The 23,691-nt window shown below is 65.2% G+C and carries 23 protein-coding genes; 11 read left to right on the plus strand and 12 right to left on the minus strand.

Going from position 1 to position 23,691, the window contains the following annotated elements:
* Positions 1–86 precede the first annotated feature (86 nt).
* The 3 genes from FFY45_RS02125 to FFY45_RS02135 are packed head-to-tail and all read left to right on the plus strand — an operon-like array spanning position 87 to position 2,366.
* Entirely contained in the window at positions 87–452 is a 366-nt protein-coding gene (locus FFY45_RS02125) for a BlaI/MecI/CopY family transcriptional regulator (RefSeq protein WP_043888927.1), read from the plus strand.
* Positions 442–1,785: a TonB family protein gene (locus FFY45_RS02130; RefSeq protein ID WP_176339213.1), complete on the plus strand. Its 1,344-nt coding sequence runs from the start codon at positions 442–444 to the stop codon at positions 1,783–1,785. Before FFY45_RS02125 ends, FFY45_RS02130 begins: the two co-directional genes overlap by 11 nt.
* Entirely contained in the window at positions 1,782–2,366 is a 585-nt protein-coding gene (locus FFY45_RS02135) for a hypothetical protein (protein ID WP_176339215.1), read from the plus strand. Before FFY45_RS02130 ends, FFY45_RS02135 begins: the two co-directional genes overlap by 4 nt.
* 53 nt (positions 2,367–2,419) lie before the next feature.
* Here the strand turns inward: FFY45_RS02135 and modC are convergent, their stop codons facing one another.
* From modC to FFY45_RS02170, 7 genes are all read right to left on the minus strand, one after another.
* Positions 2,420–3,034 (minus strand): molybdenum ABC transporter ATP-binding protein, encoded by a 615-nt coding sequence (modC, locus tag FFY45_RS02140; protein ID WP_176339217.1) that lies wholly within the window; start codon positions 3,032–3,034, stop codon positions 2,420–2,422.
* Positions 3,034–3,720, minus strand: a complete 687-nt coding sequence (gene modB / locus FFY45_RS02145) for a molybdate ABC transporter permease subunit (RefSeq protein WP_023902607.1) — start codon at positions 3,718–3,720, stop codon at positions 3,034–3,036. Before modB ends, modC begins: the two co-directional genes overlap by 1 nt.
* A 15-nt stretch (positions 3,721–3,735) precedes the next feature.
* Positions 3,736–4,512: a molybdate ABC transporter substrate-binding protein gene (modA, locus tag FFY45_RS02150; RefSeq protein ID WP_176339219.1), complete on the minus strand. Its 777-nt coding sequence runs from the start codon at positions 4,510–4,512 to the stop codon at positions 3,736–3,738.
* A 76-nt stretch (positions 4,513–4,588) separates the two neighbouring features.
* Positions 4,589–5,413 carry an MBL fold metallo-hydrolase gene (locus FFY45_RS02155; RefSeq protein ID WP_176339222.1) on the minus strand — a complete coding sequence of 275 codons (825 nt, stop codon included), beginning with the start codon at positions 5,411–5,413 and terminating at the stop codon, positions 4,589–4,591.
* A 13-nt stretch (positions 5,414–5,426) separates the two neighbouring features.
* Positions 5,427–6,359, minus strand: coding sequence for a S1/P1 nuclease (locus tag FFY45_RS02160; RefSeq protein ID WP_255171843.1), 933 nt, complete (start codon positions 6,357–6,359; stop codon positions 5,427–5,429).
* The gene (locus FFY45_RS02165; protein ID WP_023902611.1) at positions 6,331–6,945 is read right to left on the minus strand and encodes an OmpW/AlkL family protein; all 615 of its coding nucleotides are present in this window, start codon (positions 6,943–6,945) and stop codon (positions 6,331–6,333) included. Before FFY45_RS02165 ends, FFY45_RS02160 begins: the two co-directional genes overlap by 29 nt.
* A 116-nt stretch (positions 6,946–7,061) precedes the next feature.
* A complete protein-coding gene (locus FFY45_RS02170; protein ID WP_176339226.1) occupies positions 7,062–7,685 on the minus strand; it encodes an OmpW/AlkL family protein in 624 nt (207 codons plus the stop codon).
* 38 nt (positions 7,686–7,723) lie between these two features.
* On the opposite strand from FFY45_RS02170, the gene FFY45_RS02175 reads away from it, so the two are divergent.
* Positions 7,724–7,867, plus strand: coding sequence for a hypothetical protein (locus FFY45_RS02175; protein ID WP_176339228.1), 144 nt, complete (start codon positions 7,724–7,726; stop codon positions 7,865–7,867).
* 105 nt (positions 7,868–7,972) lie between these two features.
* On the opposite strand, the gene FFY45_RS02180 is transcribed toward FFY45_RS02175, so the two are convergent.
* Entirely contained in the window at positions 7,973–8,485 is a 513-nt protein-coding gene (locus FFY45_RS02180; RefSeq protein ID WP_176339230.1) for an SgcJ/EcaC family oxidoreductase, read from the minus strand.
* A gap of 581 nt (positions 8,486–9,066) precedes the next feature.
* Here FFY45_RS02180 and gap point away from each other — a divergent pair.
* The 7 genes from gap to FFY45_RS02215 all read left to right on the plus strand — a co-directional run bounded on the left by gap (position 9,067) and on the right by FFY45_RS02215 (position 19,706).
* Positions 9,067–10,068: a type I glyceraldehyde-3-phosphate dehydrogenase gene (gene gap, locus FFY45_RS02185; RefSeq protein WP_006451409.1), complete on the plus strand. Its 1,002-nt coding sequence runs from the start codon at positions 9,067–9,069 to the stop codon at positions 10,066–10,068.
* A 350-nt stretch (positions 10,069–10,418) separates the two neighbouring features.
* On the plus strand, positions 10,419–13,181 hold the full coding sequence (locus tag FFY45_RS02190; RefSeq protein ID WP_439333505.1) for a DUF2339 domain-containing protein: 2,763 nt from the start codon (positions 10,419–10,421) through the stop codon (positions 13,179–13,181).
* Complete coding sequence (locus FFY45_RS02195; protein WP_176339234.1) at positions 13,178–14,536, plus strand: DUF3999 domain-containing protein; 1,359 nt, start codon at positions 13,178–13,180, stop codon at positions 14,534–14,536. Before FFY45_RS02190 ends, FFY45_RS02195 begins: the two co-directional genes overlap by 4 nt.
* Before the next feature lie 314 nt (positions 14,537–14,850).
* Entirely contained in the window at positions 14,851–16,026 is a 1,176-nt protein-coding gene (locus FFY45_RS02200; protein ID WP_023904966.1) for a phosphoglycerate kinase, read from the plus strand.
* A complete protein-coding gene (locus tag FFY45_RS02205; protein ID WP_154844455.1) occupies positions 16,023–16,676 on the plus strand; it encodes an HAD family hydrolase in 654 nt (217 codons plus the stop codon). The genes FFY45_RS02200 and FFY45_RS02205 overlap by 4 nt, the downstream gene beginning before the upstream one ends.
* 208 nt (positions 16,677–16,884) lie before the next feature.
* Positions 16,885–18,351 (plus strand): pyruvate kinase, encoded by a 1,467-nt coding sequence (pyk, locus tag FFY45_RS02210; protein WP_176339236.1) that lies wholly within the window; start codon positions 16,885–16,887, stop codon positions 18,349–18,351.
* A 350-nt stretch (positions 18,352–18,701) separates the two neighbouring features.
* A complete protein-coding gene (locus tag FFY45_RS02215) occupies positions 18,702–19,706 on the plus strand; it encodes a class I fructose-bisphosphate aldolase (protein ID WP_006451416.1) in 1,005 nt (334 codons plus the stop codon).
* 247 nt (positions 19,707–19,953) lie between these two features.
* Here the strand turns inward: FFY45_RS02215 and FFY45_RS02220 are convergent, their stop codons facing one another.
* From FFY45_RS02220 to cobA, 4 genes are all read right to left on the minus strand, one after another.
* A complete protein-coding gene (locus FFY45_RS02220) occupies positions 19,954–20,493 on the minus strand; it encodes an O-acetyl-ADP-ribose deacetylase (RefSeq protein ID WP_115040845.1) in 540 nt (179 codons plus the stop codon).
* 208 nt (positions 20,494–20,701) lie between these two features.
* Positions 20,702–21,208, minus strand: a complete 507-nt coding sequence (locus tag FFY45_RS02225; protein WP_176339238.1) for a methyltransferase — start codon at positions 21,206–21,208, stop codon at positions 20,702–20,704.
* A gap of 271 nt (positions 21,209–21,479) precedes the next feature.
* A complete protein-coding gene (gene cysK, locus FFY45_RS02230; RefSeq protein ID WP_023904961.1) occupies positions 21,480–22,439 on the minus strand; it encodes a cysteine synthase A in 960 nt (319 codons plus the stop codon).
* Between the two features lie 16 nt (positions 22,440–22,455).
* Complete coding sequence (gene cobA, locus FFY45_RS02235) at positions 22,456–23,661, minus strand: uroporphyrinogen-III C-methyltransferase (protein ID WP_176339240.1); 1,206 nt, start codon at positions 23,659–23,661, stop codon at positions 22,456–22,458.
* Positions 23,662–23,691: the final 30 nt, after the last annotated feature.

Genomic DNA, 23,691 nt, shown 5'->3' on the forward strand with positions numbered 1-23,691 from the left:
AATCGCTGCTTGAAGCCCGAGGAGGAACAGGCTTGACAACCACTGGGTTTACGCATGTAATCAGTAAAAATTACGGATGTAATCGGATGTCGATCAGCGATGCAGAGGCGGTAGTGATGCAAGTGCTCTGGGACGGTGCTCCGCGCACGGCAGAAGAGGTGGTCGCAGCGCTGGCACAGACCGATTGGGCCGAGCCGACCATCAAGACTTTGCTCAATCGCCTGCTCAACAAGGGCGCCATCGCCGCGCAGAAAGACGGGCGCAAATATCTCTATACCCCGCTGCTGCAACGCGAGCAGTGGGTACAGCAACAGAGCGAAGGATTGCTGCAACGGCTATTCGGTGGGCGGGTGGCGCCATTGGTGGCACATTTCAGCGAGCGCGGAAAGCTCAGCGCGTCCGACATCGCGGAATTGAAAAAGCTGATCAAGGAGTTGGACGATGAGCCCTGACGCACTGGTTCCGCTACTGCTGCGCGCAACGCTTTACACCGCGGCCGCGCTATCGATCTGTCTGCTCCTACGGCGCCCATTGCGCGGCTGGTTTGGTGCAACGGCGGCGTACGCGATCTGGGCATGCGTTCCGCTCGCCTTGTTGGCCGCCGTGCTGCCAAGCCCGCAATCGGATGTTGCGATGTTGAAGGTGCCGCTGCTTGCTGCGATGCCGGCTCTGTCCAACGCGCATGACGGTGCTGCTGCGTGGACGACGCTGGCATTGGCGGTGTGGCTGACTGGTGCCGCGCTGATGGCAGCCATGCTGTGGCGGCGGCAGCATCGTTTCGTGCGCAGCCTTGGGCCTTTGTACGCGTTGGACAATGCAGTGTGGTCGGCAACGCATGACACCGGGCTGCCGGCATCATTGGGAATCTGGCGCCCACGTATTGTGGTGCCGTCGGATTTCACTACGCGCTATTGCGCTGCCGAACGTGCGCTGGTGCTGGCGCACGAACGGCTGCATCTGCGCCGCGGCGATCTGCATGCCAATCTGCTTGCGGCACTGCTGCTCTGCATCGGTTGGTTCAACCCGCTGATGCATCTGGCCTGGCGCGCGTTCCGGCTGGATCAGGAACTGGCCTGCGATGCGGCCGTGCTGGCACAGCATCTAGGCAAGCGCCGCAGCTATGCCACGGCAATGCTCAAGACCCAGCTGGGTGCCGGTTGCACACCGCTCGCCTGTCACTGGGCTGCCTCGCATCCGTTGACGCAGCGGATCGCGGCGTTGCGTGGTCCAGTGAAAGATGCCCAGCGTTCGCGCTGGAGCGGTGGGGGCGTGCTGTTGCTCGCGGTAACACTCAGTGCCGCCGCTTGGGCCCTGCAGCCAGCACGTATCGCAGCAGTGTCTTACGCCGCGCCTGCAGACAGCGATGCGGCGGGTGTCACTCGCATGCGGGAGTCGAACTATGCGGATTTCACCACGATGCGACCGCCTAAATATCCTGCACCTGCGTTCGATGGCGGCATTGAGGGTTTTGTCGAACTGCAGATGGAGGTCGACCCAGGTGGCGTACCGCAGCACATCGCCGTCGTGCGCAGCACGCCGGCCGGTGTCTTCGATCAAGCGGTGCTGGATGCAGCGCGCCAATGGCGACTGAAACCTGCGTACGCACAGGGCAAGGCCATTGCATCGAACGTGCGCGTGCCGGTGAAGTTCGAACTGGATGCGCCTGAGCAAACGACCAAGACCGCCGATGCCAGCGCCAGCGCTGCACGATCGCATGCGCCACCCTCCGAGCGCCTTGCCGGTTGCGCGCTGCCAGGCTGCGAATTACAGGAGGCGCTGCGATGAGAGGTGCTCCTATCTGCGCCGCAGTCCTGGCGCTGTCGCTTGGCGCATGCGCAACGCCACGTGTGCAGGAACAGCAGCGCAGCCAGCGCGAAGATTCGGTGGACCAGCGCATGCTGAGCGCGCAGTCGGGCGGCGACGGCGATTCTTCGATCCAGCCTTATACGCTGGCGCCGACACAACGCTTCCGCATGCCGCGCGCGCTGCGCAGCGCGGCGCCGGTGCTGCCGGCCGATTCGCCACGGCAGAGCTTGTCGCCGACCACCGTCTGCGCGCATGTGATCCTGACCGCCGACGGCGCGGTGCAGCGCGTCGATCCGATGTCCGACCGCGACGAATGCGCGGCCGGTCTGCTGCCGGGCAATGCCGATCTGGTGCAGGCGGTGCGTACCACGGTGCAGCACTGGCAGTTCGTGCCGGCCGCGATGTGTACGTTTGCGCCTGGTGTGGCGCAGCCGGCGGCGCTGGACGACTGCACCGGCGCAACCGGCGAAGAACCGGTGCCGGTGACGCTGTCGTTCGCATTCACCTTCGAGATGCGGCAGGGCAAGGTCAGCGTGCGCACCGGCAAGGTTGCCCGCTGACGCAGGCCTTGCGTCAGCGAATGGACGCAACGCACCAGCGCTGCCGGCTGCGCTTACTCCAGCACATGCACGCTGTCGGCAATGCGCTGCACTTCATCGGGATTGTGGCTCACGTACAACATCGGCAGACGGATCTCGTCGCGCACGCGCTGCAGGTAGGGAATCAATTCTTCGCGACGCGCCTGATCCAGCGCCGACAAGGGCTCGTCGAACAACAGAATCGCCGGTTGCGACAACAAGGCGCGGCCGATCGCCACGCGTTGCGCTTCGCCACCGGACAGATTGCGCGGCCGGCGTTGCAGTAACGGCGCAATCCCCAGCAATGCCACCACATCGTCGAAACCGAACGGCGCCGCGCCACGCGCATGCCGGCCGTAACGCAGATTGCGGCGCACATCCAGATGCGGAAACAGCCGCGCATCCTGAAAGACATAGCCGATCCTGCGTTTGTGCGTAGGCAGGTTCACGCCTTGCCGGGCATCGTACAGACACCGCCCATCGATGCGGATATGCCCGGCCTGCGGTCGCACCAGCCCGGCGATCGCGTTGAGCACGGTGGTCTTGCCCGCACCGGACGGGCCGACCAAGGCCACCACGCGGGCGGCGTCCTGAATCCGGATGTGGCGTTGGAAGTTGCCGCGCTGCAATTGCAGATCGATGTCCAGCATCAGTCGTCCTCACGCGGATGCGGCCTGCGCACCAGCCATTCGGACAGCAGCAGCGCGGCCAGCGAAATCGCCAGCGCAACGCCAGCCAACCGCCACACACCTGATTCCATGCCGGGCACCTGCATCAAGCCGTAGATGGCCGACGACAAGGTCTGGGTTTCGCCAGGGATGTTGGAGACGAAGGTGATGGTGGCGCCGAACTCGCCCAAGGCCTTGGCGAATGCCAGCACCGTGCCAGCGACCAGACCCGGCCAGGCCAGCGGCAAGGTGATGCTGAAGAACACCCGCCACGGACCGGCGCCGAGCGTGGCGGCGGCCGCTTCCAGGCGGCGGTCTGTGGCTTCGATGGACAAGCGAATGGCGCGCACCATCAACGGAAAGCCCATCACCGCGCATGCCAGCGCCGCGCCGGTCCAACGGAACGCGAACTGGATGCCGAAGTATTCCAGCAGCCAGCTACCGACCGGCCCCTGCGTGCCCAGCACCACCAGCAGCGCGTAGCCGGTCACCACCGGTGGCATCACCAAGGGCAAGTGCAGTAACGCGTCCAACAGGGCCTTGCCCGGAAAGCGCCGCCGCGCCAGCAACCAGCCGCAAGCGATACCCGGCGGCAGGCTGGCGATGGCGGCAACGATCGCGACCTTGAGACTCAAGCCGATCGCGGTCAGCTCTTGCGGGGTGAACATCGACAACGGCGCGCCTCAATCGGTCAACGAAAAACCGCGGCGGGTGAAGATCGCCTTGGCCGGTTTGCTGCTCAGCCATTGCACGAACTTGACGGTGTCGGGATTGCTGCTGTTCTTCAACGCAGCGACCGGATACACGATCGCATCGTGGCTGTCGTCGGGGAACGTGGCGACCACGCGCACCTTGGGATCGGCGCGTGCATCAGAGCCGTACACGATGCCCAGCGGCGCCTCGCCACGCGAGACCAGCATCAATGCGGCGCGCACGCTCTCCGACTCGGCCAGGCGGTTGCTCAAGCCATCCCACTGGCCGAGTTTGCGCAGCGATGCGGCGGCGTATTTTCCGGCCGGCACGCTGGTGGTCTGGCCAACCGCCAACCGGCCACTGTCGCCGAGCGCCTTGGCAATCGTGCCAGGTTTGCGCGGGTCCACGCGCACCTTGCTGGCGGCCGGGGCGATCAGCACCAGCGTGTTGCCGAGCAGGTTGTGGCGCTGCGCCGGCAGCACCAGGCCGCGCTGCTGCAGATACTCCATCCATTCCAGATCGGCCGAGAAGAACACGTCTGCCGGTGCGCCTTGCTCGATCTGGCGTGCCAGTGCGGAGCTGGCGGCATACGACACGCGTACCGGCGTGCCGGTCGCCTTTTCGTAAGCGGCCGCGGCCTCGTCCATGGATTCCTTCAAGCTTGCTGCGGCAAACACCGTTACCGGTGCAGTCTGCGCAGTGGCCAGGACGGGCAGGGCGAGCATCAGCACGCAAAACGCGCGCTGCCAAAAACCGATCGTGCGCATGGGTAAGCTCCAGCAGGGTCAGAGACCGATCATAGCGGCTGCACCCCGTGCGCCGCGTGGCGACCACACTGGAACGTTACCGATCCACTCCGCCGCATCGGCCAGCTTGGAGATTGGCCTGCAGCGCAGGCCGGATCAGCTTGGGCTCGGGCAAGGTGGCATCGCGTGCCTGCCGCTGTGTCACGAACGCCTCGATCTCGACGCCATCGCGCACATGGATATTGCGGCGCCGCTGTTCGCCAATGCTGGTCTGATGCGCCACAGCGCGGCCGCCCGGGCCGTAGTCGTGGCAGACGAACACACGGGTGTCTTCCGGCAGCGCATACAGGCGCTGGATCGAGGCAAACAGTTGCCGCGCATCGCCACCGGGAAAATCGCAGCGCGCCGTGCCCGCGTCGGGCATGAACAACGAATCGCCGGGAAACAGCGCATCGCCGATCAGATACGCGATGCTGTCGCTGGTATGCCCAGGCACCGCGATGACGCGCGCCTGGATGCCCCCGAGCTGGAAGCGTTCGTCATCGGCGAACAGGTGATCGAACTGCGAGCCATCGGCGCGGAAGTCCTCTGGCAAGGCATAACGCGGTGCGAGTGTCTGTTGCACATCCCGAATGCCTTCGCCGATGCCGATGCGCGCCTGTGGCCAGTGTTGTTTGAGCCATTGCGCGGCAGACAGGTGATCGGCATGCGCATGGGTTTCCAGCAGCCAGTGCACCTGCCAGTCGTGTTCGGCGATGGCATCGACGATGGCCTGCGCGGCGTGCGTGCTGACCTCGCCGGTGTCGGCCGCATAGTCCAGCGCTGGGTCGATCACCGCCGCTGCACCGGTTGCCGCATCGGCGACCACATAGGTGAAGGTGTTGCTGTCGGCGTGGAAGAACGTAAGGACTTCGGGCTGCATCGGCGTCTCCATCTCAGGGGGCAGCCAGCGCCGCATTGAGCACGGCGGCGAGTCGGTCGCCGGCAAGCCGCAATTGCGTCTCGGCGATCGGACGATAGGTGGCGATGTAGTTGTCCGGCACTACATGCTCGCTCGGATACACGCCCGGTGTGATCGCGATCTTGCACGACGCCTGCGCCCAGGCAGCAGCGGGCGGCGGCAGCGCCGGAGACACCGCAGCGGCAGCCGGCAACGCCAGCAGACGTGGCAGATACGCATCGTCGCTGAGGTGGCTGTCGTTGAGCATGCCGCTGTCCCATAGCGCATGCAGGTTGCTGCCCTTGCCATCGACCTGCAGCTGGAACGTGTTGCCGCCCTTGTCGTGCGCGTAACCGGCATGCATGGGCTGATGGATGTCGCCGACAAAATGCACCACGAACTTCAACGCCTGCCGCCGCACGTCCAACGGCTGGCTGCGATCGGCAAGCAACGCGGTTTGCTGCTCGAGCGCGGCGATCACGCAATTGCCATCCGGGCAGTCGCGCGCCGGCACGTAGCCGCACTCGTGTTCGCCCAGGTTGATGTAATGCCAGGGCCCGGAGCGCTTGCCCAGATCCGGATCGTGTTCGCGCAGTTCATCGGCCCAGGTCGCGACCCCGGCCAGGCTCGGATTCGACTCGCCTGCGAGCAATTGCGCCACCTGCGCACGCGCTTGCGGTGTCAGTTCGGTTTCTGCAACGCGCGCCACCAAGCGGTGGCCCTGCGGGCCCCAGGCGAATGCGGTCATGGGCTGGAGTGTTGCAGCAATGGCTGCGGCCAGGACGACGGTAGAGGGAGAGAAGGTCTTCATCCCGCAATTGTACGCAACGGTCCGGGACGGTTTTATGGCCGTCCCGGTTGCACGACGGCCACGCCTCAGCGTGGCGTCTACAATACGATCAGAAGTACACGAGGTAGGACACGCCATAGGTCAGTGGATCGATCTTCGCCTTGCCCAGCCGCGCGCCGTTGAAGTCGACGTTGCTTTGCGAGCCGGTCCAGCGCGCATCCACGCGCAAGCCGCTGCGCTCGTTGAAGATGAAGTCCACGCCGACATGCGCGGTGGCGCCCACCGAATCGTCGAAGCTCAGATCGCCATTGCCGAATGCATCATCGACGTCTTCACCGAGAAAGGTGGTGTAGTTGATGCCCACACCCACGAACGGCGACACCGTGCCGTAGCCGTTGATGTGGTACTGCAACAGCACGCTCGGCGGCACCGACCAGTAGCTCCCCACCTTGCCGATACCGTCGAGTTCCAGATCGTGCTTGCCCGAGACGGCAGCGTGCACCTCGATGCCGAGATTGTTGCGGATGAAGTATTCGTAGGTGAACGACAGCGCCGGTGCGCCCTTGATCTCGGCACGCGTGCCGCCGAAGGTGCCGCTGTCGGATTTGGGCGAGACATAGCCGGCACCGTAGCCGGTGGTCCAGTGGCCGGCCGACTGTGCAAGAGCGGGTGTGGCCGAAGCGGCCAGTGCGATGGCGAGGGCGGTACGGATCAGCATGCTCATGGAATCCCCGGTAGGTCGGACAGGCGGTCGACGTGACCAACCTGTCCGCAACTCCGGCGGTGGATGCACGTCCCTGGACGCCCAGTGTGCCAGAGATGCACCGCGCACGCAGTGGATCAGAACCGGTGCACGTACGCCACGCCATAGACCAGCGGGTCGATGTTGACCGTGCCGATGCGGTTGCCATCGAGGCTGGCTTCGGTGTCGATATCGATCCAACGCAGGTTCACGCGCAGGGCGCCGCGCTCGCTGAGCTTGTAGTCCACGCCTGCATGCAGGGCCAGGCCCCAGGAATCGTCCAGTTCCAGATCGCTGCCGGCCAGCGCGCCGCGGGTGTCGGTGCTGAAGAAACGGGTGTAATTGATACCCGCGCCAACGAACGGCGAGAGCTTGCCCTGGCTGTTGAAGTGGTACTGCAGCGAAATCACCGGCGGCAGATGCTTGGTGCTGCCGACACGCCCCATGCCGCGGAGCGCGATGTCGTGCTCGAACGGCAGCGCAGCCAGAACTTCGATGCCCAGGTTGTCGGCGATGAAGTATTCCGCAGTAAAGGTCGGCTTGATGTCCTTGCCGACGTCTGCTTCGAGCGTACCGCCGACCAGACGGCCGTTATCGGATTTGGGCGCGACCTGGTGGGCGCCGACGGCAACCGTCCAGTCGCCTTTGGATTGAGCCAATGCGGGGACGCTGGCAAAGCTGGCGGCCAGGGCGGCGAGCAGAAGGGTAGAGCGCATGCGCATAGAAATTCTCGTTGTGTGCAGAAGATGGAGTAAGTCTTGTGGGTTTGCCCGAGGGCTGCCTTGATCCTGATCAATCCGTTGGCGCGATGACGCTGTGTGTCATGCAGCGGTGTGAGCAGGAGCTGGCATTGACAACAGCGGTGCGCGCCGTGGCGGTGATCGCACCGGCGCATCGCGCCTGAGGTGCAACGCGATGCGCCTGGTGCAAGCGGCGGCGGGGGAGGAGCGCCGCCGCTTGCATGCGCGATGGCGCAGGCCGCGAGCGGATGGCTGCAGGGATCGAGCACTTACTTGACCTTGGCGACCTTGGGCGCATCCACTTCCGGCATCGCCGAGCTGTGGTGGTTGATGATCAGCCACTTGTCGTCGCGCTTTTCGTACACGAAGGTGTAGCGGGCCTGCACCTTGCTCTTCTTGCCGTCCTTGTCGGTCAGCGTGAAGGTGTAGACGCCGGCGTCCACCGCGCTGTCTTCATCGAGTACGCGCACGGTGCGGTAGTTGACGACGCCCTGCGGCTTCTTGGTCAGGAACATCTCGAAGTACTTTTCGATCTGCGCCCGCGAAGCGCGCACTTCGTTGGAGACGGTCGGCAGCAGCACACCGTCCGGTGCGTACAGATCGGCAACCTTGTGCGGGTTGCCGGTGGCCAGCGCCGCGTTCCAGGTGTCGAACAACGCCGCCACTTCGCGCGCTTCGCCATCGGTGGGCAGCGTTGCCTTTTCGGTGTAATGCATCACGCCGCCAGCCAGCGCCGGGGTGGCGGCCAGAGCCAGAACCAGAGAGAGAAGGGTGCGACGCATGGGGGAATCTCCGTTGTGATTGATGGGTGCCTCAGCAGGCAGGGCCAGTATCGAAATCCACGGAGCGCCGAAATTCTGCTGTTCGGCATAGTCTTGAGTATGCTGTATGGCGTAGTTTGGATATTTCTAAGCGATTGAAAATAAATAATTTAATGAGGATGTATGGCCCTCTTCAGGTTTTGCCTGTTGTGCAGACAATTGTTCGTTGTGCGAAGCGTCGAGCGCTGAGCAACACGTGCGGATGCCCATGTGAGAGCGATACGCCGGTGCCTTCTTGAAGGACACAGGCTATTGCCGAGCCCGCTGCCAGCGCGGTGCATGCAGGCGTTGGATCAGCAGGTCTCTCGTTGCATGTGGGGCCGTGCATCGCGCATGCAGCGAGCGCAGACATCCAGGGTCGGCACTGCGTCTACCGGCAGTGGTTCGGGGATGCCTGCGATGGCTGCGGCTGCACCTGACCACAACGTCTTTGCATGCTGTACTGCGCAGCATTCAAGCGCACGGCTGCGCGAGTGCGACGCTGCTAGAATGGCCGTCCCTTTCCATCCGCCGCGCTGTCGCGGCCGCAGGAGCTAGTGAACATGGCAATCAAGGTTGGCATCAACGGATTCGGTCGCATCGGCCGCAACGTGCTGCGCTCTGCGGTGCAGAACTTCGGCAATGACATCGAGATCGTGGCCATCAATGACCTGCTCGAGCCCGACTATCTGGCCTACATGCTGCAATACGATTCGGTGCATGGCCGCTTCAAGGCCGATGTATCGGTCGACGGCAATACGCTGATTGTCAACGGCAACAAGATTCGTCTGACCCAGGAACGCGACCCGGCCAACCTCAAGTGGGATGCCGTCGGTGCCGAGGTAGTGATCGAATCCACCGGCCTGTTCCTGACCAAGGAAACCGCGCAGAAGCACATCGACGCGGGCGCCAAGAAGGTGATCCTGTCGGCACCGTCCAAGGACGATACGCCGATGTTCGTGTTCGGCGTCAACGACAAGACCTACAAGGGCGAAGCGATCGTCTCCAACGCCTCGTGCACCACCAACTGCCTGGCGCCGTTGGCCAAGGTGATCAACGACAAGTGGGGCATCAAGCGCGGCCTGATGACCACCGTGCACGCGGCCACGGCAACGCAGAAGACCGTGGACGGCCCGTCGAACAAGGATTGGCGCGGTGGGCGCGGCATCCTGGAGAACATCATTCCGTCCTCCACCGGCGCTGCCAAGGCCGTGGGCGTGGTGATTCCCGAGCTCAACAAGAAGCTCACCGGCATGAGCTTCCGCGTGCCGACCTCGGACGTGTCGGTGGTTGACCTCACCGTCGAACTGGAAAAGCCGGCCACTTACGCCGAGATCTGTGCCGAAGTGAAGGCGCAGAGCGAAGGCGCTCTGAAGGGCGTGCTGGGTTACACCGAAGACAAGGTGGTGGCTACCGATTTCCGCGGCGAGACCTGCACCTCGGTGTTCGACGCCGACGCCGGCATCGCCCTGGATTCCACCTTCGTCAAGCTGGTGTCCTGGTACGACAACGAGTGGGGCTACTCCAACAAGTGCCTGGAAATGGTGCGGGTTGTGGCGAAGTAAATCGCGCCGCTTGTCGAAAACCCCGGCTGGTCCGGGGTTTTTTATGTGTGCTGCAGTGGATTGAAGCGGTCTGCTGGGCGGGAATGCAATGCATAGAGACCGAGCTATGCGTTCTCTGCTCGATGACGCGACGCAGCCCATGTCATGCGCGATCCCCGCCGATAGGTTGAACCACCTGGTAGCGCTGCTGCTGTCGCTTCGCGCTGGCTGACGCACTGCTTGGGCTGCCAGCAAGCGCTGTCCTCTGGCCACACAATCGAGGTGCCCTGCCGACTTTCGTCGGCGCGCCGAGTAGCATGGCGACGCTAGAGTCGGCCGGATGCCGAATCAGGGGGAATACGTTGGAAACGATGATCGGGCTGGTAGTGCTGTTTCTGCTTGCGTTGCCGGTGGGATTGGTGATTGCACTGGTATGGATTGCCGGGTTGCGGCGGCGCGTGGATTCGCTGGAGCAGCGGCTTGCGCAGTGGCAGGCCAGTGGGGCGGGGGCCGCGGATGCGGCGGCGGTGCATTCGCCAATGCCAACGCCTTTCAGGGCGTGGGAGCCGCAGCAAGACGCATCCGACGTCGGTGTGTCTACATTTGGCGAGCCCGACTCGCCTCGCGCAGCAGACCTGCAGGCTGCACCGGTGCCTGTCGTGACGATGCCGCCATCATTGCCCGCCGATGCTTTCGCGTCTTCGGCAGCGCGCAGCGCAGGCGATGCGCCGACTTCGTCCACTGCGCCTGCGCAGTCTGAGCCACAGCAGCAACCGCACTACATCCCATCCGAACCCGGCCCGATCTCTCGCGCAGCTAGCGCAGTGAAGCGCTGGTTCACCGAAGGCAATGTGCCGGTCAAGGTCGGCATGCTGGTGTTGTTGGCCGGTGTGGCGTCGCTGTTGAAGTACGCCAGCGATCAGGGCTGGATGCGCATGCCGGTCGAGCTGCGGCTGGCCGGGATCAGCGTGCTGGCATTGGCCGGCCTGGTGTTCGGCTGGAAGCAACGGCTGCAGCGCCCGGGCTTTGCGTTGGCCTTGCAGGGTGGCGCCATCGGCGGCTTGTTGCTCACCGTGTTCGCCGCCTTCAAGTTGTATGGATTGCTGGGCGCCGGCCTGGCGATGGGGATCAGCGTGGTGCTGATTGCCGGCATGTGCGTGCTGGCGGTGGTGCAGGACTCGCGCACGTTGGCGGTACTCGGTGTATTGGCCGGCTTCCTCGCGCCGATCTGGCTATCCACCGGTACCGGCAATCATGTTGCGCTGTTCTCGTATTACGCCGTGCTCAACGCCGGCATCGTGGCGATCGCCTGGACGCGCCCGTGGCGGGTGCTGAACCTGCTCGGATTCGCCTTCACCTTCGGCATCGGCACGCTGTGGGGCGCGCTGCAATACAGCCCGGCAAAATTCGCCAGCACCGAGCCGTTCCTGCTGCTGTTCTTCGCCATGTATGTGGCGATTCCGGTGCTGCATGCGCGCCGCGGCGATGGCAGTGCAGGCAAGGTCATCGACGGCAGCCTGTTGTTCGGCACGCCACTGGTGGCGTTCGCGTTGCAGGCGCGTCTGCTGGAAGGCGATCGGTTGCCGCTGGCGTTGTGCGCGCTGGCCGTGGCGGTGCTGTATGCAGGTCTGGCGAGCTGGCTGCTGCGGCGTGCCTCCACGCGCTTGCTGGGCGAAGCACACGCGATGCTGGCGGTGGGTTTTGCGACGCTGGCGGTGCCGTTGGCATTGTCGGCGCGTGCCACCGCCAGCGTGTTCGCACTCGAAGGTGTGGGCTTGTTGTGGTTGGGCTTGCGGCAGCAGCGACGCATCTCGCAGTTCAGCGGTGTGGCGCTGCAGTTGCTTGCGGCGGTCGGCGTCGCCTTCGGCGTGGATGCGTGGCGTTACGACGTGTTGGCCATTGCCAATGCCACCTGCATGAGCACCTTGCTGCTTGCCATTGCCGGCTGCGCCAGTGCCTGGTTCCTGCGCGATGCAGGGCAGCCACGGCGTGCACTGGTTGCGTATCTGTGGGGGCTGGGCTGGTGGGCGTTCTGCGGCGTGCACGAGATCTTCAGTTTTGCTGGCGATCTGCGTAGCGAACCGGATCTGCTGCTGGGCTTTGTGGCGCTCACGCTGTGGATGGCGGCCGAGGTCCATCGTCGTCGCCCGGCAACGGCATTGGTGTGGACGGTGATGTCCGGGCTAGCGCTGGCCGTGCCGCTGGCGCTTTGGCAGAGCCATGCGCATACCCAGCCGTTCGCGCATTGGGGCGCGTTGGCGTGGTTGGGGTTTGCGTTGGCCGGTGCGCGTGCGCTGTGGTGCTTGCGCATGCAGCACGGTGCCGGCGCTGTGGCCGCGCAGTTCATCTGGTGGTTGCTGTGGCCGTTGGTGGTGTCGTTGGGCGCAGCCTGGTTGGCCGATGCATTCCTGCTTGCCAACGGCTGGCGCTGCGCATTGCTCGCCGCGCCCTGGCTTGCCGTGGCGGCCGTGGGGCTGCTGCGCTGGCCGTGGCTGGCGTGGCCGCAGGGCGCAAGCTTCGATCCTGCGCGCAATGCCTTGCTGAGCTGTGTGTTCGCCGTGCTGGGCATCGGCTGGTTGATCGTGTTGCTGGATCCGGTGAGCGCCGCGCCATTGCCGTGGCTGCCCGTGCTCAACCCGGCCGAGCTGGCGCAACTGGCCGTGCTGGCCTTGCTCGCGCGTTGGGCATGGTCCATGCGGGCGCCGTTGGCCTTGCAACGCTGGCGTGTGACGGCGCTGGGTGTCCTGGGCTGGGTGTTGATCACCGGCAGCACCTTGCACAGCGTGCATCACTGGGGCGGCGTGGCGTGGGATGCGTCCTTGATCAACGCCACCTTGTCGCAGACCAGTCTGACCATCGTGTGGAGCGTGCTGGGCGTGCTGGGCTGGGTGATCGGCTCGCGTCGCGGTCAACGCGGTCTGTGGTTGGGTGGGGCGTTGTTGATGGGCCTGGTATTGGCCAAGCTGGTCCTGGTCGATCGCCAGCATCTGGGCAATCTCCTCGGCATCGGCTCGTTCATGGCCTATGGCCTGTTGTGCACCGTGGTGGGCTATCTGGCACCGGCGCCGCCGCGCCAGGCGGCCGCTGAAGAACCTGCTGTCGCAGACGATGGCGTCGAAAAGGATCAGGCATGAAAGCGAGACAATGGGGATGGCTGCTGCTGGTGCCGCTAATGGCGCAGGCGGCCGATGTGCGCCAGGACTATCGTCAGCAATGGCCGTTGCAGGTGGCCGGCTCGGATGCCGGCATGTACCAGCTGAGCTTGAACGATGCGCTCTATCGCAGCGCAGATGACGCAGCGCTGCGCGATGTCACGGTGATCGATGCGCGTGGCGAAGAGGTGCCAACTGCATTACTCGCCGTGGACGCAGCGCCAGCTGTCGCGCCACGCCGGCAGCGCTTGCCGTTGTTTGCGCTACCGGCGGGTGCGGCGCCTGCCAACGGCGATCTGCAGCTGATCGCCGAGCGCGATGCCAGTGGCGCGGTGCGCCGGCTGGAAGGCCGCTTTGCAACCGGCACCTCGGCAGCTGCGGGCGCCGGCGGCAGCTGGTTGATCGATGCCAGCGCCTTGCGCGATCGTGTGCGTGCGCTGTGGCTGGACTGGGACGGCAACATGCCGGTGCAGGCCCAACTGCGCGTGGAAGGCAGCGACGATCTGCGCGACTGGCGCGTGCTCGCTTCCGACGCCACCGTGATGGCGCTGGACAATCAGGCCCAGCGCCTGCAGCAACGCCGCATCGCATTGGACGAGGGCGCTCGTTATCTGCGCATCGTGCCGGTGTCGGGCGAGCTGCCGGCCTTGCGTGTGGTCGATGCAGAGCTGGACGGCATCGCCGCGCCCACCCACGTGGAATGGCTGGAGTTGCCGGGCACCGCGCAGGATGCAGCCGTGGTCTACGTCCTGCCGGGGCGCTTCCCGATCACCCAGATCGATGTCGGCGGTGGTCAGGCCGAAGCGGTCGAATGGATCGTGGAAAGCCGCGATGCCGACGATGCGCCGTGGCAGCGCCAGGCCGGGCCGTGGTTGGCCTATCGTCTGGGCAATGGCGCTGCGGCCGCCTCGCCGCCGCAAGTGCTGTCCGCACCGGTGCGCGATCGTCAATGGCGGCTGCTCGCCGCACAAGGGCGCAGCACCGCAGTGCCGACCCTGCGTGTGGGCTACCAGCCGGAGCGGGTGATGTTTCTCGCGCAGGGCCAGCCGCCGTACGCAGTGGTTGCCGGCAGCGCGCGCGTGCAACGTGGTGAAGCGCCGCTGGCCTCGATGCTGCAGGCGCTACGTCACGAACGTGGTGCGCAGTGGCAACCGGCCCAGGCCAGCGTCGCCGCGCAGGCACAGCCGCTGGCTGGCGATGCAGCATTGCAGCCGGCCACCACGCCGCGCGACTGGAAGCGCTGGTTGCTCTGGGGCCTGCTGGTCGGCGGCGCCTTGCTGGTCGGCGGTTTCGCAGTGAGTCTGCTGCGTAGCTCGGTGGCCAATCGCAACGCCTGATAGCGAGGTGCGCCGCACTGCGGTTTGCCGCTGCGGCGCGAAGGTCCGACAATGGGCGTCCCCCGTCGCCAAGGCATCCGCATTGCCCGTCGTCTTCGACCGACCATCATCCGCGTCGCCAGCCGTGTCGGCAGCGACATGCGTGACAGGCAACGCGCAATTTCCCGCGATCCGTACGCGGGCGCAACGACAGCGTGCAGCGGCTGCTTCAACGCGTCTGCAAATGCATGACATCCAGCGCCCCTGCGGCCTGCTTCCGCACGACCAATCTCCAATCCCCTCTCCCGAATCCCCAGACCTAGCGAGCTGACCCCATGTCCATTGTCCGCATGACCGACCTCGATCTCTCCGGCAAGCGCGTGCTGATCCGCCAGGATCTCAACGTGCCGATCGACAACGGCCAGATCACCTCCGAACAGCGCATCACCGCCTCGGTGCCCACCATCAAGCTGGCGCTGGAAAAGGGCGCTGCAGTGATGGTGACTTCGCACCTGGGCCGCCCCAAGGAAGGCAGCTGGACCGAAGAAGATTCGCTGGCGCCGGTGGCCGCGCGCTTGAGCGCGCTGCTGGGCGTGGACGTGCCGCTGGTGCGTGACTGGATCGACGGGGTCGAGGTGGCGCCGGGCCAGGTGGTGCTGCTGGAAAATTGCCGCATGAATGTCGGCGAGGGCAAGGACGACGAGACCCTGTCGCGCAAGTACGCCGCGCTATGCGATGTGTTCGTCATGGACGCCTTCGGCACCGCGCATCGCGCGCAGGCCTCCACGCATGGGGTGATCCGTTTTGCCCCGGTGGCCGCAGGCGGCCCGCTGTTGATGGCCGAGCTCGATGCGCTGGCCAAGGCGCTGGACAACCCGGCCAAGCCGCTGCTGGCGATCGTGGCCGGCAGCAAGGTCTCCACCAAGCTGGAGCTGCTGTCCAACCTGGTCAACAAGGTCGACCAGCTGATCGTCGGTGGCGGCATCGCCAACACCTTCATCGCCGCAGCCGGGCATGACGTGGGCAAGTCCTTGAACGAGCCGGACCTGATTCCCACCGCCAACCAGATCGTGGCCGATGCCAAGCTGCGCGGCGCGGAGATTCCGTTGCCCACCGATGTGGTGGTCGCCAAGCAGTTCCTGCCCGATGCGCAGGCCACCGTGAAGTCGCTCGATGCCGTGGAGGCCGACGATCTGATTCTGGATATCGGCCCGCAGACCGCCAAGCGCTACGCCGAGCTGATCGCCAGCGCCGGCACCGTGGTGTGGAACGGGCCGGTTGGCGTGTTCGAATTCGAGCCCTTCAGCCACGGCACCGAAACCCTGGCGCGTGCGATCGCCAGCTCCAGGGCATTCTCGATCGCCGGTGGTGGCGACACCCTGGCCGCCGTGGACAAGTACGACATCGCCAAGGACGTCACCTACATCTCCACCGGCGGCGGCGCGTTCCTGGAGTTCCTGGAAGGCAAGACCCTGCCGGCGGTGGCCGCACTCGAGGCGCGCGGTAAGTGAGTGCAGCCACGCTGTTCTTCGATCTGGACGGCACCCTGGTCGATTCGGAGCCGGGCATCGTCGGTAGCATCGTGCATGCCTTCGACGAGGTGGGCCAGCCGCGTCCGTCGCCGCAGACCCTGCGCGCCTGGATCGGCCCGCCGCTGCGCGACAGTTTCACGGAGTGCTTTCCGGATGATCCGGAGCTGGTGCAGCGCACCTTGGCCGCCTACCGCGCGCGCTACGACGCGGTGGGCTGGACCGAACTCAGCGTGTTCGACGGTATCGGTGAGGTCGTCATCGACCTGCAGCGCGCCGGCCATCGCCTGGCGGTCGTGACCTCCAAGAACGAGCGCTACGCGCGCCGTATCGTCGAGCATCTGCCCTTCGGTGCGTGCTTCGAGAACGTGATCGGCGCCAGCGAAGACGGCGAGCGCCGCTTCAAGCCGGACCTGATCGCCGAAGCATTGCGCCGTTTGCAGATCGAAAAAACCGGCTGCGTGATGATCGGCGACCGCCGCATGGATATCGATGGCGCCACTCACCACGGTATCCACAGCATCGGCGTGTTGTGGGGCTTCGGCGACGAAGCCGAACTGCGCGCCGCCGGTGCCGGTGCAATCGCACACAACCCGGCCGAGTTGCGTGCATTGATCGACGCAAATCATTGACGCTTGAAAAGTCTGTTCTTCACCGCCGCCGCGTTAGGGTGGCAGCCCACAGTTTTAGCCCGCAGCGCGTCAGCGTGGTGCGGAAAGCGTACGTACTGTCCCGCACTGTCTTCAGGACATGCCGTAATGCAAGGGTGGCTATGCCGCAATGCCATCCTTGGTACGTGACGCGTGTGTTAAGTTTCGCGGCTTTTACAGGGAGGCCATCATGAAAGAACGTCAACGCCGCACCAAGATCCTCGCAACGCTCGGACCGGCCACGGATCCGCCCGGTGTGCTGGACGCTTTGTTCAAGGCGGGCGTCAACGTGGTGCGCCTCAATTTCAGCCACGGCGATCCATCCGGCCAGGCCAAGCGTGCGGCCGAAGTCCGCGCCGCTGCGGTGCGTGTCGGTGCCGAGGTCGGCATCCTGGCCGACCTGCCGGGCCCGAAGATCCGCATCGAGCGCTTTGCCGAAGGCAAGATCAAGCTGATCATGGGCGAGCGCTTCGACCTGGTGGCCGATGCCAATGCCCCGGCCGGCGATCAGCATCAGGTGGGCGTCAGCTACCTTGGCCTGCCGCAGGACGTCACTGCAGGCGACGTGCTGCTGCTCGACGACGGCCTGGTGCAGTTGCAGGTCACCGAAGTGCAGGGCCAGCGCATCGTCACCACCGTGCTCAACGACGGCGTGTTGTCCGACCGCAAGGGCTTGAACAAGCAGGGCGGCGGGCTGTCGCTCGGCGCGCTGACCGAGCGCGACAAGGAACTGATCGGCATCGTCGCCAAGATCGGCGTGGACTTCATCGCGGTGTCGTTCTGCCGCAATGCCGAAGACATGAACGATGCGCGGCGTATCGCGCGTCAGCACGGTTGCGATGCCGCGCTGGTGTCCAAGATCGAGCGCACCGAAGCGATCGAGAACCTGGTCGAGATCGTTGCCGCCTCCGATGTGGTGATGGTGGCGCGTGGCGATCTGGGCGTGGAAATCGGCGATGCCGAATTGCCGGGCCTGCAGAAGAAGATCATCCGCGAATCGCTGGCGCAGAACAAAGTGGTGATCACCGCCACGCAGATGCTGCAGTCGATGGTCGAAAGCCCGATCCCGACCCGCGCCGAAGTGCTGGACGTTGCCAATGCGGTCATCGACGGTACCGATGCGGTGATGCTCTCGGCCGAAACCGCTGCCGGTACCTACCCGGTACGTGCGGTGGAAGCGATGGCGCGCATCTGTCTGGGTGCCGAGCGTCAGTTCGAATTCGACACCGACTTCGAAGCGGCGCAACGCAATCTGCAGCGCGCCGACCAGGCGATCGCGATGGCGACGATGTTCCTGTCCGAGCACATCGGTCTGGCCGGTGTGGTCGCCTTGACCGAATCCGGCGGCACGCCGCGTTATCTGTCGCGCTTCCGCTCCAACATGCCGATCTACGCGTTCACCCGTCACGATGGCGCACGCCGCCACATGGCGATGATGCGCGGCGTGTTCCCGATCAGCTTCGACAGCCGCGGCCTGACCCCGCGCGAAGCCGCACGTGCGGCGATCCGTCTGCTGGTGGAGAACGAGCGCATGGGGCCCGGCGACCGTGTGGTCTTTACCAGCGGCGAGCATATGGAAACCCACGGCGCCACCAACACGCTGCGTCTGCTGGAAGTGGGCGAAGACGGCCGCGCCAGCGGATTGGGCGAGCTGTAGTCACGTCTGTTTTGTGATGACACAGCGCGCCTGCGAAACGCGCGCTGTGTGGTGATCGCGAGGACAAACACAACGGCGGCCTGCGGGTCGCCGTTGTGCTGTGTGGCATGTTCGGGTGAGGTCTGTTGCGGAACGTTTGCGCACGCAAGACGCCAGACAAGACCCATGCGCGCATCCGCCCGATGCGCGGCCACCGGCATCGTCGGCATGCGTGCACATCGCGATGCGCGCCGCGCCACACATCCTGTCACGCAGGACACGTGTAATCGGTTGCAGACATTCCGTGAAGGAATGTCTGCGACTTTCGTCGCTATACTTTCGTTCTCCCCCGCAGCTGCCACAGGAACTACATGAGCATCGAACAGCTTGCCGAAACCGCCCAGGCCATGGTCGCCCCGGGCAAGGGCATCATCGCCATCGACGAATCGACCAGCACGATCGCCAAGCGTTTTGCCAGCGTCGGCATCGAGAACATCGAAGAAAACCGTCGCGCATATCGCGAACTGCTGCTGACCACGCCCAAGCTGAGCGATTACATCTCCGGCGCCATCCTGTTCGACGAGACCATCCGTCAGAAGACCAAGGACGGCGTGCCGTTCGCCGAGTACATGACCGCCCACGGCATCATTCCGGGCATCAAGGTCGACAAGGGTGCGCAGCCGCTGGCCGGCATGCCGGGCGAGCTGGTCACCGAAGGTCTGGACGGTCTGCGTGCGCGTCTGGAGGAGTACTACACGCTGGGCGCACGCTTCGCCAAGTGGCGTGCGGTCATCAACATCGGCGAAGACATCCCGTCCGGCACCTGCATCGAGGCCAATTCGCATGCGCTGGCGCGTTATGCCGCGCTGTGCCAGGAGCAGGGCCTGGTACCGATGGTCGAGCCGGAAGTGATCATGGACGGCAGCCACGACATCGAGACCTGTTACGAAGTCACCGAAGCCACGCTGCGTTCGCTGTTCGGCGCACTGTATGAGCAGAATGTCGTGCTCGAAGGCACCATCCTGAAGGCCTCGATGGTCATCTCCGGCAAGGGCTGCGAAGAGCAGGCCGGCATCGAAGAAGTGGCCGAGTCCACCGTGATGTGCCTGAAGTCGACCGTGCCGGCGATCCTGCCGGGCATCGTGTTCCTGTCCGGCGGCCAGAGCGACGAGCAGTCCACCGCGCACCTCAACGAGATGCACCAGCTCGGCAATCTGCCGTGGCCGCTGAGCTTCTCCTACGGCCGCGCGATGCAGCAGGCTGCACTGAAGCTGTGGGCCAAGGATATGACCGGCAACTTCGCCAAGGCGCAGCAGATCATCTATGAGCGCGCCAAGGAAAACGGTCTGGCCGCGCTGGGCAAGTGGAAGGGTTGATCGGTTGACGACGGCTGCAAGGCCATCGCATCGCTAAGACAAAAACGCCGGCAGCAATGCCGGCGTTTTTGTTTGCCTCGATCAAGAGCGACAGCGCTGATCGGGCGCGATGCCGGGCCACACCGTCATACGGCACTGAAGTCGTTGAAAGACTGTCGGCGGCAATGATGGCGCTGCACGTCAGTCGTCTTGTCAAAACGCAACGAGCGCCTCGCGGCGCTCGTCACTTCAACCTTTGCATCGCGCCTCAGGCGGCCGCAGTTTCCTGCGCGGCCAATGCCTGCTGATATGCCTTGAAGGTCGCCTCGTTGTAGGCCACCAGCACAATATGCTTGGGCACCTTGTGCGAGCGCTGCCAGTCGCGTGTCTCGGTCACGGCGATGCGTGCGGCCTGATACAACGGGTATCCATAGATGCCGCAACTGATCGCCGGAAAGGCGATCGAATGCAGCATCATCTGCTCAGCAAGTTTCAATGACTGCCAGTAGCAATTGGCGAGTTGTTCCGGCTCGTTGTGCTTGCCGTCGCGCCACACCGGGCCGACGGTATGAAACACATGCCGTGCCTTCAGATCGAAGCCGTCGGTGATGCGGATTTCGCCGGTGGGGCAGCGCACGCCCGGACGCACTTGCGGCAACGCTTCGCAGGCTTCCAGCAAACGCGGGCCAGCTGCGCGATGGATGGCCCCATCCACGCCGCCACCGCCCAGCAATGATTCGTTGGCGGCGTTGACGATGACGTCCACGTCGAGTTCGGTGATGTCGCCTTGCCAGACTTCGATCTTCATAGCGCGATAGTTAAGGGATTTGCATGAGGAACGCGTGATGGGGCGCGCGTTGCGGAATGGGCACGCTATCGCCCATTCATCTCACTTGCTGCGACTGCCCGGCGCGCGTACGTCGATGCCGCGCGTCGATGGCATGCTGCGGCTGTGCGAACGTGCCAATGCGATCGATCGGGTCAATCGCAACGCAGATGTCACCGACGACCGAGAACTACAACCAGCGCCGCACGCGCGCGCAATAGGCGCTGTAATGGCGGCCGAATTCACTGCGCAGGCGCGCTTCTTCGAACGGGATGACGTAGAGCTGCAAGGCCAGCCATGGCAGCGGCAACAACGCAACCGCCCACAGCAAACCCAGCTGCAGACATAGGCCGATGTAGCTCAGCACCAGCGCCAGATACATCGGGTTGCGGGTGAAGCGATACGGGCCGTCCAGCACCAGCCGCGAGGGATGACCGCTGGGCATGATCGTGGTGCGCTGGCGCGCGAACAGGATGAAGCAGCTCACCGCCAGCGCCAGCCCGAGACCGGCGATGCCGCCGCCGGCCAGTTCGATCCATGCCAACAGGGTTGGCGCAGGTAATGGCAGATCCAACGCGCTTTGCAGCCAGGCACCCAGGCCCAGTGCCAGCGCGAAGTGAGCAGGCGAAGTGATCTTGACCAGCCATGGCGCCCGCGAGGTGCGGGTGTCGCTGTGTCCGTACGGCCGGTTGTTCACCACGTTTCTCCCTGCATCACGGCCGCCATCCTAACGTTTCCTTGACATGGACGGGAGTGCGCGGGTGCCGTAGTGCGAGCTGCTCCGCACGCAGCGATCTACAAAGCTTGGCGATGTCCGAGGTATCTGCGGCACCATGCGATTGCATGACGCAATCGCATGCCGAGGAAGGCTAGGCCGATCCGAGGAAGGCGAGGCCGATGACTGGATCGACCACAAACAAAAAGGCCGCGCTGTGGGCGCGGCCTTGTATGCAGACACAACGCGACGATCAGGGCAGACCGGCAAGCCAATCGTCGTCGGAGCCTTCGTTGATGTCGGCGAACAGCGGCGTGGAAAAATACCGCTCGCCGGTATCGGGCAGCATCGCCAGCACCACGGCCCCGGGCACCGCGCTTTCGGCCACGCGCAATGCAGTGGCGACGGTGGCGCCGCCGGAGATGCCGGTGAAGATGCCTTCCTCGGCGGCCAGGCGACGGGCCACAGTGATCGCATCGGTGTCTTCCACGCTCAGGACTTCGTGCGCGACATCGCGATTGAGCACTTCCGGCACGAAGTCCGGGGTCCAGCCCTGGATCTTGTGCGGCTTCCAGTCCTGGCCCTGTAGCAGCGCAGCGCCAGCCGGCTCGGTGGCGGTGATGCGCACTTCCGGGCGGGCCACGCGCAGCACTTCGCCCACGCCGGTGAGTGTGCCGCCGGTGCCCCAGCCGGTGACGAAATGGTCCAGCCGGTGGCCGGCGAAATCGCGCAGGATTTCGGCGGCGGTGGTGTTGCGGTGATAGGCCGGATTGGCCGGGTTGGCGAACTGGCTGGCCAGAAACCAGCCGTGCTGCTCGGCCAGTTCCTTGGCCTTGCGCACCATGCCGCTGCCGCGCTCGGCGGCCGGGGTCAGGATCACCTTGGCGCCATACGCGCGCATCAATTTGCGGCGCTCGATGGAGAAGGTTTCCACCATGGTGGCGACGAACTTGTAGCCGCGTGCGGCGGCCACCATTGCCAGCGCCACGCCGGTATTGCCGGAGGTGGCTTCGACAATGGTGTCGCCGGGCTTGAGCAGGCCGCGCTGCTCGGCGTCCAGAACGATCGCCAGCGCCAGCCGGTCCTTGACCGAGCCGCCCGGATTGAACGCCTCGACCTTGACGTACAGGGTCACGTGCTCGGGCGCGAGGCGATGGAGCTTGACCACCGGGGTACGGCCGATGGTGTCGAGGATGTTGTCGTACAGGGCCATGGGGTCTCCGTCGGAATCAGGCTGCGTGGGCGAGTGTGGGCGCGTCGGGCGTTGCGATGGGTGAGTGCGGGGGCGGCTGTGCGGTCAACGGCGGTGCGCCGAACCAGTGCAGGCTGGCGGCCAGCCCGGCGACCTCGCCCAGGATCAGCAAGGCCGGTGCGCGCACGGCGTGGTGCTGTGCGGTGGCGGCCAGGCTGGCGAGGGTGCCGGTGATCACGCGTTGCTGCGGGCGCGAGCCGTTTTCCACCAGCGCGAATGGCGTGGCGGGCGCGCGGCCTGCCTGCAACAGGCGTTGCTGGATGCCGTCCAGGCCCGCCACACCCATGTAGAAGGCCAGGGTCTGGCGTTCCTGGCCGAGCGCCTGCCAGTCCAGCGTGTCCAGCGAATCCTTGCAGTGCGCGGTGATCAGCCGCAGCGATTGCGCGTGGTTGCGGTGGGTGAGCGGAATGCCGGCATAAGCGGCGCAAGCGATCGCAGCGGTGATGCCGGGAACGACCTGAAAAGCGATGCCGTGGTCGCGCAGGAATTCCAGCTCCTCGCCGCCACGGCCGAACACGAACGGGTCGCCGCCTTTCAGCCGCACCACGCGGCGCCCGGCGCGGGCGTGTTCCAGCATCAGCGCGTGGATCTGCTCCTGGCGGGTGCTGTGGCCTTGTGCAGCCTTGCCCACTTCCACGCGCAGTGCGTCGCGACGTGCCAGTTGCAGGATCTGTGGGCTGACCAGGCGATCAAAGAGCACCACGTCGGCCTGGCGCAGCGCGCGCAGGGCATGCCGGGTGAGCAGGCCGGGATCGCCGGGGCCGGCGCCGACCAGGGTCACGCTGCCGGGGGCCAGCGTGCCGACTGCGCTACGGGGCGTGGGGGATGCTGCGGGTGTCGCTGCTGAAGCGGCCGGGGTAGCGTCGTGCGTGAGCAGGCGGCGCGCGGTGGCTGCAGCGCGTAGGGCATCGTTGAGTTCGGCTGTCGCGCTGGCGGCGATGGTCAGCCAGACCAGTTGGTCGGGCAGTTCCAGCCACGCCGGGTCGAACCCGCCCAACAGCCAGCGCACCTGCCCGGCCTGCACCCAGTTGCGCAATTGCATGGTGAGTTCCGGTGCACCCACCAACGGTAGCGCGCCTGCCTGCAGCAGCCCGGCGGTGGCGCGCTCGGCATCGGCGCCGCCGCCGACCACCAGGACGGCACGGCCACGCAGGTCGGCAATGAGCGGGAACACAGGGGGCACGGCAGGGGCATCGAGAAGGGAGGGCCAGAC

Origin of the sequence: Xanthomonas hortorum, assembly GCF_011305375.1 — a bacterium.
In the GTDB taxonomy this organism is placed as follows: domain Bacteria; phylum Pseudomonadota; class Gammaproteobacteria; order Xanthomonadales; family Xanthomonadaceae; genus Xanthomonas; species Xanthomonas hortorum_E.